Origin of the sequence: Streptacidiphilus melanogenes, from assembly GCF_000787835.1 — a bacterium.
Taxonomy (GTDB): Bacteria; Actinomycetota; Actinomycetes; order Streptomycetales; family Streptomycetaceae; genus Streptacidiphilus; species Streptacidiphilus melanogenes.
Window position 1 is genome coordinate 34,132 of sequence record NZ_BBPP01000019.1, and the last position, 16,233, is coordinate 50,364.

The 16,233-nt window shown below is 71.9% G+C and carries 18 protein-coding genes; 11 read left to right on the forward strand and 7 right to left on the reverse strand.

Annotated elements, in window-relative coordinates; translation table 11 throughout:
* Position 1: 1 nt before the first annotated feature.
* Entirely contained in the window at positions 2-910 is a 909-nt protein-coding gene (locus TR49_RS20745; protein ID WP_042383675.1) for an MBL fold metallo-hydrolase, read from the reverse strand.
* Between the two features lie 102 nt (positions 911-1,012).
* On the opposite strand from TR49_RS20745, the gene TR49_RS20750 reads away from it, so the two are divergent.
* The gene (locus TR49_RS20750) at positions 1,013-1,984 is read left to right on the forward strand and encodes an AraC family transcriptional regulator (protein ID WP_042383677.1); all 972 of its coding nucleotides are present in this window, start codon (positions 1,013-1,015) and stop codon (positions 1,982-1,984) included.
* Here TR49_RS20750 and TR49_RS20755 read toward each other — a convergent pair.
* From TR49_RS20755 to TR49_RS20765, 3 genes are read right to left on the reverse strand one after another with little or no spacing between them, the layout of a single operon-like run.
* Positions 1,950-2,579 carry a hypothetical protein gene (locus tag TR49_RS20755; protein WP_042383678.1) on the reverse strand — a complete coding sequence of 210 codons (630 nt, stop codon included), beginning with the start codon at positions 2,577-2,579 and terminating at the stop codon, positions 1,950-1,952. The two genes, TR49_RS20750 and TR49_RS20755, sit on opposite strands and share 35 nt — an antisense overlap.
* Positions 2,580-2,638: 59 nt before the next feature.
* On the reverse strand, positions 2,639-3,448 hold the full coding sequence (locus tag TR49_RS20760; RefSeq protein WP_042383680.1) for an ABC transporter permease: 810 nt from the start codon (positions 3,446-3,448) through the stop codon (positions 2,639-2,641).
* Positions 3,445-4,449: an ABC transporter ATP-binding protein gene (locus TR49_RS20765; RefSeq protein ID WP_042383805.1), complete on the reverse strand. Its 1,005-nt coding sequence runs from the start codon at positions 4,447-4,449 to the stop codon at positions 3,445-3,447. The genes TR49_RS20760 and TR49_RS20765 overlap by 4 nt, the downstream gene beginning before the upstream one ends.
* A gap of 160 nt (positions 4,450-4,609) precedes the next feature.
* On the opposite strand from TR49_RS20765, the gene TR49_RS20770 reads away from it, so the two are divergent.
* The gene (locus tag TR49_RS20770) at positions 4,610-5,368 is read left to right on the forward strand and encodes a hypothetical protein (RefSeq protein WP_042383682.1); all 759 of its coding nucleotides are present in this window, start codon (positions 4,610-4,612) and stop codon (positions 5,366-5,368) included.
* A 15-nt stretch (positions 5,369-5,383) separates the two neighbouring features.
* Here TR49_RS20770 and ybaK read toward each other — a convergent pair whose 3' ends face one another.
* Positions 5,384-5,878 (reverse strand): Cys-tRNA(Pro) deacylase, encoded by a 495-nt coding sequence (gene ybaK / locus TR49_RS20775; RefSeq protein WP_042383684.1) that lies wholly within the window; start codon positions 5,876-5,878, stop codon positions 5,384-5,386.
* A 60-nt stretch (positions 5,879-5,938) separates the two neighbouring features.
* Complete coding sequence (locus TR49_RS20780; protein WP_439654119.1) at positions 5,939-6,658, reverse strand: LON peptidase substrate-binding domain-containing protein; 720 nt, start codon at positions 6,656-6,658, stop codon at positions 5,939-5,941.
* Between the two features lie 309 nt (positions 6,659-6,967).
* On the opposite strand from TR49_RS20780, the gene hisD reads away from it, so the two are divergent.
* The 9 genes from hisD (at position 6,968) to TR49_RS20825 (ending at position 15,071) form a co-directional block, all read left to right on the forward strand.
* Positions 6,968-8,275 (forward strand): histidinol dehydrogenase, encoded by a 1,308-nt coding sequence (hisD, locus tag TR49_RS20785; protein WP_042383688.1) that lies wholly within the window; start codon positions 6,968-6,970, stop codon positions 8,273-8,275.
* 14 nt (positions 8,276-8,289) lie between these two features.
* Complete coding sequence (locus TR49_RS20790) at positions 8,290-9,393, forward strand: histidinol-phosphate transaminase (RefSeq protein ID WP_042383806.1); 1,104 nt, start codon at positions 8,290-8,292, stop codon at positions 9,391-9,393.
* Positions 9,394-9,395: 2 nt separating this feature from the next.
* The gene (gene hisB / locus TR49_RS20795; protein ID WP_042383689.1) at positions 9,396-10,004 is read left to right on the forward strand and encodes an imidazoleglycerol-phosphate dehydratase HisB; all 609 of its coding nucleotides are present in this window, start codon (positions 9,396-9,398) and stop codon (positions 10,002-10,004) included.
* The gene (locus TR49_RS44570) at positions 10,001-10,153 is read left to right on the forward strand and encodes a CG2302 family histidine operon protein (RefSeq protein WP_042383690.1); all 153 of its coding nucleotides are present in this window, start codon (positions 10,001-10,003) and stop codon (positions 10,151-10,153) included. Before hisB ends, TR49_RS44570 begins: the two co-directional genes overlap by 4 nt.
* A gap of 19 nt (positions 10,154-10,172) precedes the next feature.
* Positions 10,173-10,808, forward strand: coding sequence for an imidazole glycerol phosphate synthase subunit HisH (gene hisH / locus TR49_RS20805; protein ID WP_042383691.1), 636 nt, complete (start codon positions 10,173-10,175; stop codon positions 10,806-10,808).
* Positions 10,805-11,542: a bifunctional 1-(5-phosphoribosyl)-5-((5-phosphoribosylamino)methylideneamino)imidazole-4-carboxamide isomerase/phosphoribosylanthranilate isomerase PriA gene (gene priA / locus TR49_RS20810; RefSeq protein ID WP_042383697.1), complete on the forward strand. Its 738-nt coding sequence runs from the start codon at positions 10,805-10,807 to the stop codon at positions 11,540-11,542. Before hisH ends, priA begins: the two co-directional genes overlap by 4 nt.
* Before the next feature lie 19 nt (positions 11,543-11,561).
* Positions 11,562-11,966: a RidA family protein gene (locus TR49_RS20815; protein ID WP_042383699.1), complete on the forward strand. Its 405-nt coding sequence runs from the start codon at positions 11,562-11,564 to the stop codon at positions 11,964-11,966.
* The gene (gene hisF, locus TR49_RS20820) at positions 11,966-12,739 is read left to right on the forward strand and encodes an imidazole glycerol phosphate synthase subunit HisF (protein ID WP_042383702.1); all 774 of its coding nucleotides are present in this window, start codon (positions 11,966-11,968) and stop codon (positions 12,737-12,739) included. Before TR49_RS20815 ends, hisF begins: the two co-directional genes overlap by 1 nt.
* 76 nt (positions 12,740-12,815) lie before the next feature.
* On the forward strand, positions 12,816-15,071 hold the full coding sequence (locus TR49_RS20825; protein WP_174501592.1) for an MMPL family transporter: 2,256 nt from the start codon (positions 12,816-12,818) through the stop codon (positions 15,069-15,071).
* 32 nt (positions 15,072-15,103) lie between these two features.
* Here the strand turns inward: TR49_RS20825 and TR49_RS20830 are convergent, their stop codons facing one another.
* The gene (locus TR49_RS20830; RefSeq protein WP_152627376.1) at positions 15,104-16,051 is read right to left on the reverse strand and encodes an esterase/lipase family protein; all 948 of its coding nucleotides are present in this window, start codon (positions 16,049-16,051) and stop codon (positions 15,104-15,106) included.
* Positions 16,052-16,233: the final 182 nt, after the last annotated feature.

Below are 16,233 nucleotides of genomic sequence, written 5' to 3' on the forward strand. Positions count from 1 at the left end.
GTCAGGCGGTGGTCCGGCGCACGAGGCTGAACCCTCCCTGGCCCGCGCGCCGGACCTCCGCTGTTCCCGTGCCGCCGAAGTGGGCCGGGATGACCAGTTCGTGCTGGTCCGCCGCGCGCTCCAGGATGCGGCGGCGGCTGGCCTGCGCCTTTGCCGGGTCGAGGCAGAAGCAGCTGTTGTGGGTGGGGTCGAGGATCTGGACCGGGCTGTGCAGGAGGTCGCCGACGAAGACCGCGCGGTCGTCGCCCGAGGCGAGCCGGAGCACGGAGGAGCCTGGGCTGTGGCCCGGGGCGGGCTCCAGGGTGAGGTGTTCGTCGATGCGGTGGGCGTCCTGCCACAGCGTCAGCAGTCCGGCCCGGTGGACCGGCGCGATGCTGTCCTCGTAGAGCAGCCGGTCGTCCTCCCGGCGCCCGCCGGCGTAGCCGCCCGCGGGGCCGAAGAAGGCGTCGTCCGCGGCGGGCAGCAGGTACTGCGCGTTGGGGAAGGTCGGCACCCACTCCCCGTCGACGTCATGGGTGTTCCAGCCGACGTGGTCGGCGTGGAGGTGGGTGTTCACCACGACGTCCACCTCCTCCGGCCGGACGTCCGCCTCGGCCAGCCGGGCGAGGAAGTCGCCCTCACGGCGGTGGAACAACGGGGAGCCGGGGCGTTCCCTGCCGTTGCCGACACCGGCGTCCACCAGGACCGTCCGTCCGGCGCTGCGCAGCACCCACGTCTGGAGGGTGCCGACGGCCTGGTCGGTGTCCGGCAGCCAGTGGTCGGGGGCCAGCCAGTCGGCGTTCTCGCGCCACTCCTCCTCCGTTGACTCCGGGACCAGTTGGCGGGCGGGAAGGAACGCGCCCTGCCACTCGACGACACGGAGGATCTCGACCTCGCCCAGCTTCGTGCCGGGTATGCGCTCACTGTTCATGCCCTTGACGCTAGGGCGCCCGGTTGAGCCTCTCAATGCGTGACTGGCTTAATCGGATACGCAGGACGCTCAAGGCTGAGCGCAGGCGCGTAGGCTGGGCGTATGGACGTGGTGAGCGACGCGATCTCCACCGTGCGCATCGGCCGGCCCTCCTCCAACCGGGTCCGGGTCGGCGGGAGTTGGTGCACGCGGCTGGCGCCCTACGACGGCGCGGGATTCCACGTGGTGCTGGAGGGCGGCTGTCGGCTGCTCACCGAAGACGGCCGGACGATCGTGCTGGGGGCCGGCGACGCGGTGCTGCTGCCCCACGGCGCGGGGCACGTGCTGGCGGACTCCGACGCGGACGCGGCCCGCGCCCAGCGGGCGGTGCCGTTCGAGGAGTGGGCCGAGCGGCGCGTTCCCCGGGTGCCGCGGCCCGGCCCCGGCGAGGTGGAGCTGCTGTGCGGCAAGTACCGGCTGGACCGCAGTCGCGTCCATCCGCTGCTGGCCGAGCTGCCGCAGGTGGTCCACCTGCCCCACCGGGTCGGCAGCCACCCCGAACTGCGCTCCGCGATCGACCTGCTGGGCCGCGAGCTGGACGAGCGCAGGCCGGGAGGGTGTGTCGCGCTGCCGAGCCTGCTGGACCTGCTGCTCGTCTACATGATCCGCGCGTGGCTCGAGGAGGGCACGGGCGGCGCCTGGCCTGCCGTGCTGGAGGACCCGGTGGTCTCGGCGGCCCTGCGGGCGCTGCACTCGGACCCGGCCGCGCCGTGGACCAACGAGCAACTCGCCGATGAGGCGGGCGTGTCACGCCCGACGCTGGCCCGCCGGTTCTCCGCGCTCGTCGGCCGGCCGCCGATGGCCTACCTCACCTGGTGGCGGCTCACCCTGGCCGCGGCGCTGCTGCGGGAGACCGCGGACCCCCTCGGCAGCGTCGCCCGTCAGGTCGGATACGGCACCCCGTACGCCCTCTCGCACGCGTTCCTGCGCGAGTTCGGTGTGACGCCCGGCCGCTACCGCGCACTCGGCGCGGCCGCCGCGGTGGGGGACGGCGGTGACGTCACTCGCGCTCTTCCTGCGGCTCCTTCGGCGTGAACAGGGCTGTGGCCGCCAGGAAGGTCAGCAGCGCCGCCATCGGCCAGGCGACGATGGCCGTCTTCGCGCCGAGGGCGAGGGGGCGGGAGAAGTCCTTGTTCGTCGGGACCGAGGCCGCCAGCTTGAGCAGGTCCTGCTGGCCCATGTTCACGGCCAGCTGCCAGGCGACCCACCCCGCCGCGAGACCGCCGAGGGTGAGACCGATCGGGACCGCGAGGCCCGCGCCGCGGCGGCGGGTGAGGACGTAGGCGAGGGCGGCCGCGAGGATGCCGAAGCAGCCGCCGATGAGGGCGAAATAGCCGTCCGCGGCGATCTGCTGCTCGCCCTCGGGGTCGCGCAGGTAGACCGCGGTGCCGTCGGAGTACAGCGGGACACGGGGCGCGACCGCGTGCCACAGCAGGCCGAAGAGGAGACCGGCGACCGCCGAACCGACCACCAGGGCGAGGCCGATGAGGATCTCGCGGCGGTGGTCGGGGCGCGGCCGCGCGGCGTCGGCCGCATCGTCCGGGGCCTCCCAGTGCGGGCCGTCCCCGGGCGGGGCCGGAGGTGCGGACGGCTGGCGGCTGGGGCCCTCGGGGGTGTTGGGTGCGGTCACCGGGACATGGTCGCACGTCCGTCCGGCGGCCGCGCGGACGGACCCGCACCCGGCGACGGTCAGGCGCGCGTCGCGGCCTTGCGGTAGGCCCAGGTGGACAGCGCGAGCGAGAGCACGCCCACCGCCGCGCAGACGGCGAGGTCCGCCACGACGACCGCCCAGTCGGGCCGGGCGGTGAAGGTGCGGGCGAAGGCCTCGACGCCGTAGGTCGACGGCAGCAGGTCGCGCAGCCAGCGGATCGCCGTCGGCATGTGGCTCGCCGGCAGGACGCCGAGCAGCAGCGCGGCCGACATGCCGAGCTGGCCCAGCAGCGTCGCGATCTCCTGTCTCGGCGCCAGCAGGCCGAGCGCCGCGCCGACCCCGGCCAGCGCCGCGCCCGCGAGCGGGATCACCGCCAGCACGATCCACACGTGCACCCACGGGAGTTGGAACATCGCGCAGCCAACGGCCGCCGTCACCAGCGTTCCCGGCACGGTGAACGACGCGTACGCCGCCGCCGTGCCCAGCACCACGGACGCGGCGGGGACGGGCAGCGTCGCGTAGTGGTCGAGTCCGCCGGTGGCCCGCAGCTTGCCGAAGTACTGGGCGAACAGGTTCAGCGCGACGAACGCGACGACCAGCACCGCGGACCCGGCGACCACGTCGCGTGCGGCCTCGGTGTCGTGGGCGCCGACCACGCCGCGCATCATGATCAGGATGCCGAGCGACTGGAACGTCGCCACGAACATCAGCGGGATCCGGGCCACCCTGGCCCGGGAGAGCTGGGCCCGGTAGACCGCGCCGAGGGAGGGCAGCAGCGCCGCGCGCGGCGCGGGCTCGAACGGCTCCAGCGCCTCGAAGGTCCGGACGGTCTCGAAGGGAACGCTCACTTCTCCAGTCCCTCGTGTCTGCCGCCGAGCAGCAGGTAGACGTCCTCCAGGCTGGGCGTGGAGAGCGAGAAGTCGTCCAGCGCCGCGAACGCGGGGCCGCCGGTCACCTGGGCGACCAGCTCGCGGGCCTCGTCCGGGTCGGCGCGCACGGTCCAGCGGCGGCCGTTGACGGCGGCGCGGTCGGCCAGCGCGGCGACCAGCGGCAGTCCCGTCGGGGCCTCCTCGCGCCAGACCAGGTCCAGCCGGACGGAGCCGTCGACCATCGCCTTGAGACCGCCGGGGGTGTCGCAGGCGATGATCCGGCCCTCGTCGACGACCGCGACCCGGTCCAGCACCGTCTCCGCCTCGATGACGTTGTGGGTGACCAGCAGCACCGTCGCGCCCTGCTCGCGGCGACGCCGGTCGACGGCGGACCAGACGGCGCGGCGCGCGACCGGGTCCATCCCCGTCGTGGGCTCGTCCAGCACCAGCAGCGGACGGGGGCCGGCCAGCGCCGCAGCGAAGCAGGCGAGGCGGCGCTGACCGCCGGAGAGCTTGGCCAGCGGACGGGCGGCGATCGGGCCGAGCGCCAGCTCGTCGATCACCTCGGCGGTGACGGCGCGGGCCGCGGCGGTCGGCAGACCGCGCAGGCGTGCGGTGGTCTCGACGGCGAGGCGGACCGTCAGCTCGTCCAGCGCCGTCGACTCCTGGCCGAGGTAGGCGAGCAGGCGGGCGGCCAGGTCCGGGCGGCGGACGATGTCGTGGCCGAGGATCTCGATGCTGCCGGAGTCCGGTCGAAGCAAGCCGGTCAGCTGGCGGACCAGGGTGGACTTGCCGGCGCCGTTCGGGCCGAGGAGGCCGAAGACCTCGCCGCGGGCGATCTCCAGTGAGATGCCGTCGTTGGCCCGCACCTGCGTGGCCTTGTCGCCCCGGCCGACGCGGTAGGTCTTCACCACGTCGCGCACGGCACAGCAGACGGCGGTCGCGGGCGTGGCCCTCGCCGCCTGCGGTTCTGCTGCCACCGTGTTCACGTGCTCCCTCACCGTCCGGGCGCGCTCGGGGAGACCCGGACCGCGTAGAGCCTACGCCGCCCGGGGGGCCCGGTGTCGCCGGGGGCCGGACGGCACGCCTCCGGCGTCGGGGACAATGGGTCCGGTCGACGCCTGATCGAGGATGAGGAAGATGCGCAGACGGTCCGTGCTCCTGCTGGTCTCCGTGGTCGCCGCGGTGGGCGGCATCGTGCTGCCCTCGATCGGGGAGCAGCAGTCCAGCGGTTCCACCCGGATCACCCACGTCGTGGTGAACGCCGGCAAGCCCGTGGTGCTCTGGAGCAAGGAGAGCGCGACGGTCAGCTTCGCGATCACCGCCGAGGACAAGTCGGGCATCAAGTCGGTCGACAAGATCGGCGTCTGGGGCAGCAACTACGGCGTGCTGCGCCCGAGCGCCGCGCCGTGCGTGGCGAAGACCAAGACCGTCTCGGTCTGCACCGGTTCCTTCACGGTGAGCCTGGCCAACCACGACGTCTACGACAACATGGCGGGCCGGTGGTACATCCAGGCCACCGCGACCGCCAACGACGGGGACCGCTTCGAGTCCGACACGGCCGGGAAGTTCTTCATCAAGAAGGCCGGCTACGCGACCCTGACCGGTACCCAGTCCACCGCCGCCCCCGGCACGCTGCTGGACATCGAGGGGCAGCTGATGCAGCCCAACTGGAAGTCCTGGCTGTGGGTGTGGGACCCGCACCAGCCCGTCCAGCTGCGGTTCAAGCCGGCGGGCAGCTCGGCCTGGCGGATAGTCGCGCGCACCACGACGGACTCGCGCGGTTTCATGCGCGCCGAGACCAAGGCCACCACGACGGGCACCTACGCCTGGTACTTCGCGGGCAAGGACTGGTCGGTGCCGGTGACCAGTGCGGCGGCGCAGGTCAGCGTCCAGTGATCGGCGCCGACCCGATCAGCGCCTGCTGATCGGCGCGACGACGGCCCCGGTCAGCGCCGCCAGGTCCTGCGGGGCCAGCTCGACCTCCAGGCCGCGGCGCCCGGCCGAGACGAAGACGGTCGGGTGCTCCAGGGCGGAGGCGTCCAGCACGGTCGGCAGCGCCTTGCGCTGGCCGAGCGGAGAGATGCCGCCGCGCACGTAGCCGCTGCTGCGTTCGGCCGCGGCCGGATCGGCCATCGCGGCGCGCTTGCCGCCGAGCGCCGCGGCCAGCGCCTTGAGGTCCAACTGGCCGGCGACGGGCACGACGCCGACCACGAGCGCCCCGTCCACCTCGGCCACCAGCGTCTTGAACACCCGCTCCGGCGCCACGCCCATCGCCTGCGCGGCCTCGCCCCCGTACGACTCGGCGGCGGGGTCGTGCGCGTAGTCGTGCACCCCGAAGGTGACCCCGGCCCGCTCCAGGACGACGGTCGCGGGCGTGCCCTGGCCGCCCTTGCTCTTCTTCGCCACGTGCACGCGCTCCTGGTTCGGCCGGTTCAGGCTGGTCGGGGCTGGTCGGGGCTGGTCGGGCTAGTTCGGGCTGAAAGCCTGGCGGGTCAGTTCCACGGCCGGGAGGGAGGGGAGCTTGGCCAGGACCGCGGCCTCGCGGCGCAGCAGGCGGAGCTCCGCGCGGAGCCGGTCGCTGGCGGAGCCGGCCGCGAGCAGCCGCTGCTTGTCGCCGGTGTCCAGCACGGACGCCGCCGCGACCAGGTAGGAGAGGATGTTCGGGTCGTCCGGCAGCTCCCGCTCGCCGGCGACGGTGGTCTCCTGCGCGCCGGCGAGACGCTTGCGGTAGGTGCGGAAGACCCGTTCCACCCCGGCGGCCAGGACCTTCGCCTCGGGCCCGGTCTCCTCGGGGACGTCCTCGACCTCGGCGGTCAGGTAGGGGCCCGTCGCGTCGATGGACAGGACCCGGAAACGCGTCGTGCCGGTGGCGATCAGCTCGTAGCGGCCGTCGCGGTGCGACTGCAGCTGGGCGATCTCCGCGACGCAGCCGATCTCGAACAGCGCCCGGTGCGGGTCCGGCCCGAGCCCGGCCAGCGCCGGGGAGGCGGCGTCGACTCCGGTCGGCGCGACCTCGCGGCCGTCGCGGATCGCGACGACACCGAAGCGGTGCGGCTCCGGCTGGGCGGTCAGGTCGGCCATCAGCCGGCGGTAGCGCTCCTCGAACACGTGGAGGGGGAGCACCAGCCCCGGGTAGAGCACCGAGCCCAGCGGGAAGAGGGGGAGCCGTTCCGTCACAGTGCGCAAGCGTAAGGGCTACCGGCGGGTCGCCGTGCCGCGGCTTCGGTGCCCGTACCGGGTCGCGCTCGGGGCAGCTCGCCGGTACGGGCGTCCGGGGGTCTCCGGTTCGGGGACCGGAGACCTCATCCACGCTGCCCCCGTCGCGGGGGCCCGGCGAGCCCGGCGCGGCCGAACGTGTCGTCGGTCACGATGCGGTGCGCTCCCGGGCCGTCACGGGCGGTCCCGGGATGATGATGTCACCGCGAGTCTCAGGACACGTATCAGAGAGTGATATGCATCGGCAGTCTTTTCCCACGCCTCACTAGACTTGACAGCGTGATTTCTCGAATCGACCTCCGCAGCTCCACCGAGGACCCGCGCGCCGTGCTGCCGCGCGCCGAGCTCGATGTCGAGGCCGCCCTGGAAAAGGTGCGGCCGATCTGCGAGGACGTCCACCATCGTGGCGTCGAGGCGCTGATCGAGATCACGGAGCGCTTCGACGGGGTTCGGCCGACCGACATCCGCGTGCCCAAGGCGACGATCACCGCCGCACTGGAGACGCTGGACCCCGCCGTCCGGGCCGCGCTGGAGGAGTCGATCCGCCGCGCCCGCCTGGTGCACCGCGAGCAGCGCCGTACCGACCACACCACCCAGGTGGTGCCCGGCGGCACCGTCACCGAGCGCTGGGTGCCGGTCGAGCGCGTCGGCCTCTACGTGCCGGGCGGCCTGGCCGTCTACCCGTCCTCGGTCGTCATGAACGTCGTCCCGGCCCAGGAGGCCGGGGTCGCTTCCCTCGCCGTGACCTCCCCGCCGCAGAAGGAGTTCGGCGGTCTGCCGCACCCGACGATCCTGGCGGCGTGCGCGCTGCTCGGCGTCGACGAGGTGTACGCCGTCGGCGGCGCCCAGGCGATCGCGATGTTCGCCTACGGCGCGGGCGAGTGCCGTCCGGTCAACCTGGTCACCGGCCCCGGCAACATCTGGGTCGCCGCGGCCAAGCGGCTGCTCAAGGGCCGGATCGGCATCGACGCCGAGGCCGGGCCGACGGAGATCGCGATCCTGGCGGACGCCACTGCGGACCCGCGTCACGTCGCCGCCGACATGATCAGCCAGGCCGAGCACGACCCGATGGCCGCCGCCGTGCTGGTCACCGACTCCGCTGCGCTGGCCGAGGCCGTCGAGGCCGAGCTGCCCGCGCAGGTCGAGGCGACCAAGCACAGCGAGCGGATCACCACCGCGCTGGCCGGTCCGCAGTCCGGGATCGTGCTGGTGCGCGACCTGGAGCAGGGGCTCGAGGTCGTCAACGCCTACGCGGCCGAGCACCTGGAGATCCAGACCGCCGACGCCGAGGCGGTCGCCGCGCGCGTGGTCAACGCGGGCGCGGTCTTCGTCGGCCCGTTCGCGCCCGTGTCGCTCGGCGACTACGCGGCCGGGTCCAACCACGTCCTGCCCACCGGCGGCTGCGCCTGCCACTCCTCGGGGCTCTCCGTCCAGTCCTTCCTGCGCGGCATCCATGTGGTCAGCTACGACCGCGACGCCCTGGCCGAGGTGGCCGGGCACGTGGTCACGCTCGCCAACGCGGAGGACCTGCCGGGCCATGGCGATGCCATTCGTGCCCGCTTCGACTGGACGGTGCCCAATCAGTGAGTGACGTCAAGAACATCGAGAACATCGACGACCTGCCCATCCGCGACGAGCTCAAGGGCAAGTCGCCCTACGGCGCGCCGCAGCTGCACGTGCCGGTCCTGCTCAACACCAACGAGAACCCGTACTCCCTGCCCGAGGACCTCGTCGCCCGTATCGCCGAGCGCGTCGCGGAGGCAGCCCGGGACCTCAACCGCTACCCCGACCGCGACGCGGTCGAGCTGCGCACGCAGCTGGCGGCGTACCTGTCCACCTCCACCGGGCAGGCGGTGACCAGGGAGCAGGTCTGGGCGGCCAACGGCTCCAACGAGATCATCCAGCAGCTGATGCAGACCTTCGGCGGCTCAGGGCGCACCGCGCTCGGCTTCTCGCCGACGTACCAGATGCACGATCTGATCTCGCGCGGCACCGGCACCCGCTGGATCGAGGGTCCCCGCCGCGCCGACTTCACCATCGACGTCGAGGCCGCCGAGGCCACGCTGCACACCGAGCGTCCGGACGTGCTCTTCGTCTGCTCGCCCAACAACCCGACCGGCACGGCCGTGGAGCGCGAGACGGTGGTCCGCCTCTACGACGCCGCGCAGGCGGTCAAGCCGACGCTGGTCATCGTCGACGAGGCCTACGTCGAGTTCTCGCACCGGCCCTCGCTGTTGGAACTGCTGGACGGCCGCCCGCTCATGGTCGTCACCCGGACCATGTCCAAGGCCTTCGGCGCGGCCGGTCTGCGGCTGGGCTATTTCGCCGCCACACCGGCCGTCGTCGACGCCGTGCAGCTGGTCCGGCTCCCGTACCACCTCTCCTCGGTGACGCAGGCGACGGCGCTGGCCGCGCTGGAGTTCACCGACGTCCTGCTCGGCTACGTGGACAAGCTCAAGGCCGAGCGCGACCGCATCGTCACCGAGCTGCGCGCGATGGGTCTGGAGGTCACCGACTCCGACGCCAACTTCGTGCAGTTCGGCCGCTTCGAGGACACCGACGCGATCTGGCAGGCGATCCTGGCCCAGGGCGTGCTGGTGCGCGACAACGGCGTGCCCGGACGGCTCCGGGTCACCGCGGGCACCCCCGCCGAGAACGACGCCTTCCTCGACGCCGTCCGTACAGTCCTCAAGGAGAACCGCTAACCATGTCCCGCAGCGACCAGCACCGTGTGGGCCGCGTCGAGCGCACCACCAAGGAGACCTCCGTCAAGGTCGAGATAGACCTGGACGGCACCGGAAAGACCGACATCGCAACCGGCGTCGGCTTCTACGACCACATGCTCGACCAGCTCGGCCGCCACGGCTTCTTCGACCTCACCGTGAAGACCGACGGCGACCTGCACATCGACACCCACCACACCATCGAGGACACCTCCCTCGCGCTGGGCGCCGCCTTCCGGCAGGCGCTGGGCGACAAGGTGGGCATCCGCCGCTTCGCCGACGCCTCGGTCCCGCTGGACGAGTCGCTCGCGCAGGTGACTGTGGACCTCTCCGGCCGCCCGTACCTGGTGCACACCGAGCCCGAGGGCATGGCGCCGATGATCGGCTCCTACGACACCACGATGACCCGGCACATCCTGGAGTCCTTCGTGGCCCAGGCGCAGATCGCCCTGCACGTCCACGTACCGTATGGGCGTAACGCCCACCACATCGTCGAGGCACAGTTCAAGGCGCTGGCGCGCGCTCTGCGCTACGCCTCCGAGCTGGATCCGCGCGCGGCGGGCATCATCCCGTCGACCAAGGGCGCACTGTGAGCGGCACCTCCTTCGTTCTGATCTTCCTCGGCCTGTTCCTCGCCGGCGGCGCGTACTCGTTCTGGAGGCAGAAGCTTCCGAAGGGCGTGATCGTGCTGCTCGCGATCTGCGGCGTGATGAGCCTCGCCGCGGGCCTGCTCCGCATCTGACCCGGAAGGGACGTACGACATGACCGCCAAGAGCGTGGTCGTCCTCGACTACGGCTCCGGCAACGTCCGCTCCGCGCAGCGTGCCCTCGAGCGCGTCGGCGCGGAGGCCGTCATCAGCTCCGACTTCACCGAGGCGCTGAACGCCGACGGGCTGCTCGTGCCCGGCGTGGGCGCGTTCGCCGCCTGCATGGAGGGCCTGAAGGCCGTCAAGGGCGACCGGCTGATCGGCCGCCGTCTGGCCGGCGGCCGTCCGGTGCTGGGGATCTGCGTCGGCATGCAGATCCTCTTCGCCCACGGTGTCGAGCACGGCGTCGAGACCGAGGGCTGCGACGAGTGGCCCGGCACGGTCGAGCCGCTGCGCGCGCCCGTCGTGCCGCACATGGGCTGGAACACCGTCGACCCGGCGGAGGGCTCCGTGCTCTTCGCCGACCTGCCGGCGGACGCCCGCTACTACTTCGTGCACTCCTACGGCGTCCGCCGCTGGGAGATGGACCCGATCGAGCAGCTGCGCCCGCCCAAGGTGACCTGGGCCGAGCACGGCGAGCCGTTCGTCGCCGCGGTGGAGAACGGCCCGCTCTCCGCCACGCAGTTCCACCCCGAGAAGTCCGGCGACGCCGGCGCCGCCCTCCTCAAGAACTGGATCGACACGCTGTGAGCACCTCCTCCACCGAGAAGCTGGTCCTCCTCCCCGCCGTCGACGTCCGCGACGGCCAGGCCGTGCGCCTGGTCAAGGGCGCCTCGGGCTCGGAGACCTCCTACGGCGAGCCGCTGGCGGCCGCGCTGGCGTGGCAGAACGCGGGCGCGGAGTGGATCCACCTGGTCGACCTCGACGCCGCGTTCGGCACCGGCGACAACCGCGAGCTGCTCGCGGAGGTCACCGGCCGACTGGACGTCAAGGTCGAGCTGTCCGGCGGCATCCGCGACGACGAATCGCTGCGCGCCGCGCTCGCCACCGGCTGCGCGCGCGTCAACCTCGGCACCGCGGCGCTGGAGTCCCCGGAGTGGGTCGCCAAGGTCATCGCCGAGTACGGCGACCGGATCGCGGTCGGCCTGGACGTCGTCGGCACCACGCTGCGCGGCCGCGGCTGGACCAGCGAGGGCGGCGACCTGTACGAGGCGCTGGCGCGTCTCGACGCCGAGGGCTGCACGCGCTACGTCGTCACCGACGTGGACAAGGACGGCACGCTCACCGGCCCCAACCTCCAGCTGCTGCGCAACGTCTGCGCCGCCACCGACCGGGCGGTCGTCGCCTCCGGCGGCGTGTCCTCGCTGCAGGACCTGCGTGACATCGCGACGCTGGTGCCCGAAGGTGTGGAGGGGGCCATCGTGGGCAAGGCCCTCTACGCGCAGGCGTTCACGCTCGAAGAGGCTCTCGCAGCAGTGTCCTGACACCGATGGAGGTCGCGGGATGACGCAGGATCGGCGGCACGTGGGCGGGTACTCCCCCTGGGAGGACCAGTACGGCTTCGCACGTGCCGTCGCCATAGGGGACTTCGTCTTCGTCTCCGGCTGCACCGCCTGGGACGACGGCTCGGTCCGGTTCGAGGGGTCCCCCTACGACCAGACCGTGGCCGCCCTGGGCGTCGCCCTCGACGCGCTTTCCCGCTTCGGCCTGGGCAAGGCGGACGTGGTCCGCACCCGGCTCTACGTCACCCACGCGCGCGACACCGACGAGGTCGGCCGGGCTCACCGGGACATCCTGGGCGAGGTCCGGCCGGCCTGCACGATGGTCGTCATCAACGCCCTCGTCGACTCGAGAATGAGCGTCGAGGTCGAGGTCGACGCGTACAAGAAGAATATGGAGCTTCCCTGATGACCCTCGCGGTCCGCGTGATCCCCTGCCTCGACGTCGACGCCGGGCGGGTGGTCAAGGGCGTCAACTTCCAGAACCTGCGCGACGCCGGCGACCCGGTCGAGCTGGCCAAGCTCTACGACGCCCAGGGCGCCGACGAACTGACCTTCCTGGACATCACCGCCTCCTCCGGCGACCGGGAGACGACCTACGACATCGTGCGCCGCACCGCCGAGCAGGTCTTCATCCCGCTGACCGTGGGCGGCGGCGTGCGCACCGTCGACGACGTCGACAAACTGCTGCGCGCGGGCGCGGACAAGGTCGGCGTCAACACCGCGGCGATCGCCCGCCCGGAGCTCATCCGCGAGATCGCGCGCCGCTTCGGCCGCCAGGTGCTGGTGCTGTCGGTGGACGCGCGGCGGGTGGGGGAGGGCACGGAGACGGCGTCCGGCTTCGAGGTGACCACGCACGGCGGGCGCACCGGCACCGGCATCGACGCGGTGGAGTGGGCCACCCGCGCCGCCGAGCTGGGCGCGGGCGAGATCCTGCTGAACTCCATGGACGCCGACGGCACCAAGGACGGCTACGACCTGGAGATGATCACCGCCGTGCGCAAGGCGGTCTCCGTCCCGGTCATCGCCAGCGGCGGCGCCGGCAAGGTCGCCGACTTCGCCCCGGCTGTCGGCGCGGGCGCGGACGCGGTGCTGGCCGCGAGCGTCTTCCACTTCGGCGATCTGACGATCGCTGAGGTGAAGCAGTCCCTGCACGAGGCCGGGCACCCGGTCCGGCTCTGAGGCGGCATCAGGAGCGACCACCGAACGGCCGTGTCCGAATTGCGGGACCCGATGGTAGCGCTCTGATACTGAACAGGTGCGAAAAGGAATCCTGCAGCGACTCGGCGAATGGTGCGCACGCCACGCGATCATCGTGATCGTGGTGTGGCTGGCGGTCCTGGGCGTGCTCCACGGACTGCAGAACAGTTTCGGCGGCACCTATTCGGACGACTTCAACCTCCCCGACGCCCAGTCGCAGAAGGGCGCCAACGTCCTCCAGGCGAACGCCCCGAGCATCGGCGGCACCAGCTCGACGGTGGTGATGCAGGACGCGAAGCCGCTGACGGACTTCACCACCCAGATGAACCAGGTGGTCGCCAACCTGCAGAAGCTCGACCACGTGCTGTCCGTGCAGAACCCGCTGCCGCAGCCGAACTCCTCGGGCGGGACGACCCAGACCGGCGCGCTGTCCAAGGACGGCACGATCGGGTACATCACCGTCCGCTTCGACGAGAACCCCACCGCGCTGGGCAGCGACTACCTCAACAGCGTCGACGCCGCGGTCCAGCCGCTGCGCTCGGCGGGCGTGGACGTCGAGTACGGCGGACCGCTCGGCGAGGCGGCCAGACCTCACGCCAAGGACCTGACCAGTGAGGCCATCGGCTTCGCGGTGGCGATCGTCGTCCTGGTCATCGGCTTCGGCAGCCTGATCGCGGCCGGCCTGCCCCTGGTGACGGCGCTGATCAGCGTGATCGTCGGCCTCAGCTGTCTCAGTCTGCTCGCGGCCGCCATCGACTTCGCCAGCGTCTCGCCGACCCTGGCGACCATGATCGGGCTCGGCGTGGGCATCGACTACGCGCTGTTCCTGATCACCCGCTACCGACAGTTGATCATGGACCGGGTGGAGCCCCACGTCGCGGCGGGCATCGCCGTCACCACCAGCGGACGCGCGGTCCTGGTCTCCGGCTGCACCGTCATCGTGGCCCTGGCGGGCCTCTACGTGTCGGGCCTCAGCTTCATCGGGCGCCTCGGCGTGGCGGCCGCGGTCACGGTGATCACCGCCGTGGCCGGCGCGCTCACCCTGGTCCCGGCTCTGGCCGGGCTGATCGGGCGTCAGATTGACCGGTTCTGCTTGAAGACGCCGGTGGCCGAGGGCGGCCCGGTGGCCGGCGACGACGCCGGGGCGAAGGCGGAGAAGGCCGAGGAGGAGCAGCACGGTTTCTGGCACCGCTACGCCAAGCGGGTCGAACGCCGCCCGTGGTGGTTCCTGGCCAGCGGCGTGGTGGTGCTCGGCATCCTGGCGATCCCGCTGTTCTCGATGCGGCTCGACCACATCGACGACGGCGCCGACCCGACCACCTTCACCGACCGCCGCGCCTTCGACCTGATCAGCCAGGGCTTCGGTCCCGGCGCCAACGGGCCGTTCACCCTCGTGATCGACCAGACCAACGTGCCGTCGAGCCAGCGCTCCACGTTGCTCGCCAACCTGCAGAAGTCACTCACGGGCGTCCCGAACGCGGCCAGCATCAGCCCGCTCCAGCCCACCAGCAACGGCAACGTGCTGACCGGAACAGCGCTGTCGACCCAGCGGCCGCAGGCCGCGGACACCACGCACCTGTTCAACCACCTCAAGGACGTCTCGCTGCCGCAGGGCGCCTCGGGGACGGCGGCCACGACCTACGTGACCGGGGTGACCGCGGCCCAGCAGGACTTCACCGAGATCATCAGCTCCCGGCTGGCGCTGATCATCGTGGTCGTGGTCTGTCTCGCCTTCCTGATCATCCTCGCGGTCTTCCGGGGCCTGCTGGTCGCGGTCAAGGCGGCTGTGCTGAACCTGTTCTCGATCGGCGCCTCCTACGGCGTCGTCGTCGCGGTCTTCCAGTGGGGGTGGGGCGGGACCGCCCTGGGCGTCTCCGGGAAGGTGCCGATCGAGAGCTACGTGCCGATGATGATGTTCGCGATCATCTTCGGGCTGAGCATGGACTACGAGATCTTCCTGCTGTCCCGGGTCCACGAGGCGTGGATCCGGACCAAGCGGGCCGAGGACAGCGTCGCCTACGGTCTGGAGATCACCGCCCGTGTGATCACCTGCGCGGCGCTGATCATGTTCAGCGTCTTCGCGGCCTTCATCCTGAGTGACAACATCGTGGTCAAGATGCTGGGGCTGGGCCTCGCCGTCAGCGTCCTGGTGGACGCCACCGTCGTCCGGCTGCTGCTGGTCCCGGCCGTGATGACGCTGCTCGGGCGGCACGCCTGGTGGGTGCCCCGGTGGCTGGACCGGATCCTGCCCCACCTCGACACCGAGGGCGAGGCGGCGCTCCACCAGGCGACGCAGCAGATGTCGCAGAAGTAGCCGCCGTCGCGGTCGCGGCGGCCGGACAGGGCCTAGCCGATCACGGGCCCGGTCACCGGCAGCACGATCTGGCACGGGATCGGCTGCGGGTGGGCCGGGTCCAGGGCGTTGAGCACGTCGGTCAGGGCGACCGGGTCGTAGGCGATCTCCAGGTGGTCGGACTGGTCGAGTGCGCACTGGTCCTGGACGGTGATGTCGGTGACGTTCGGGGCGGCCGGGAGGAAGGCGCTGGTGTAGGGCGTCACCACCTCGTCGTCCTTGGTCGTGATGACGGTGTACTGGATGCCCGGCACGGTCTCGCCGCCGGCGTTCAGCGCGGTGAGGAAGGACGAGCCGACCTCCTGCTCCACGCAGGCGTCGCAGGGACCCGACAGGAACGCGTTGCCCGGCTCCAACGCGCCGAGCCTGCTCGCCAGTTCGGTGATGCCGTCGAGCGTGGTGCCGTTGTTGCTCGGGGAGAGCGCGACGAGCTTGGCCACCTTGTCCGCGCCGCCCAGGTTCTTGATGTAGTAACGCGGCATCATGCCGCCCTGGGAGTGGCCGACCAGGTCGACCTTGGCGGCGCCGGTCGCGGCGCGCACCCGATCGACGAACGAGGCGAGCACGGCGGCGCCGCCCTCGACGGAGTTCAGGCCCTGGACGGGGGAGGAGGCGGACGGGCCGCCGTAGTCGAAGGTGTAGACGCAGTAGCCGTTGTCGGCGAGCAGGGGTGCGGCGCCGCCCCAGTTGTCGTTGCCGTTCTCCAGCGTGCCGTGCACCAGGACCACGGGCTCGGGGTGGGCGGCCGAGGGCCGGCAGCTCCAGTCGTCGGCTCCGGCCGGCGCACTGCCGGGGAAGAAGAAACCGGCGGTGAACCCGGTGTCGAAGTGGAAGTTCACGGGATACCAGGCGGCGGCAGCGGGCTGCGCCGCGAACGCGGCGATTCCGATGAGGGCTGCCGTCGTCATGCCCAGGGTGGTGTTTCTGGTTCTGCTGCGCATCGTTGACTCCGTCCCGGTCCGGTATTGCGTGGGGGATTTCGGCGGTGATGGTGGGGCGGATCCACGGGCCGGGTCAAGAAGAAAAACAGTGCGAAGGCGAATCGTGCACCCAGGTGTGCGCAACTCGTCGCGCGCGCGTCGGAAACACTCACGAAACCTAGCGAAACGCGCATGTCCACGGC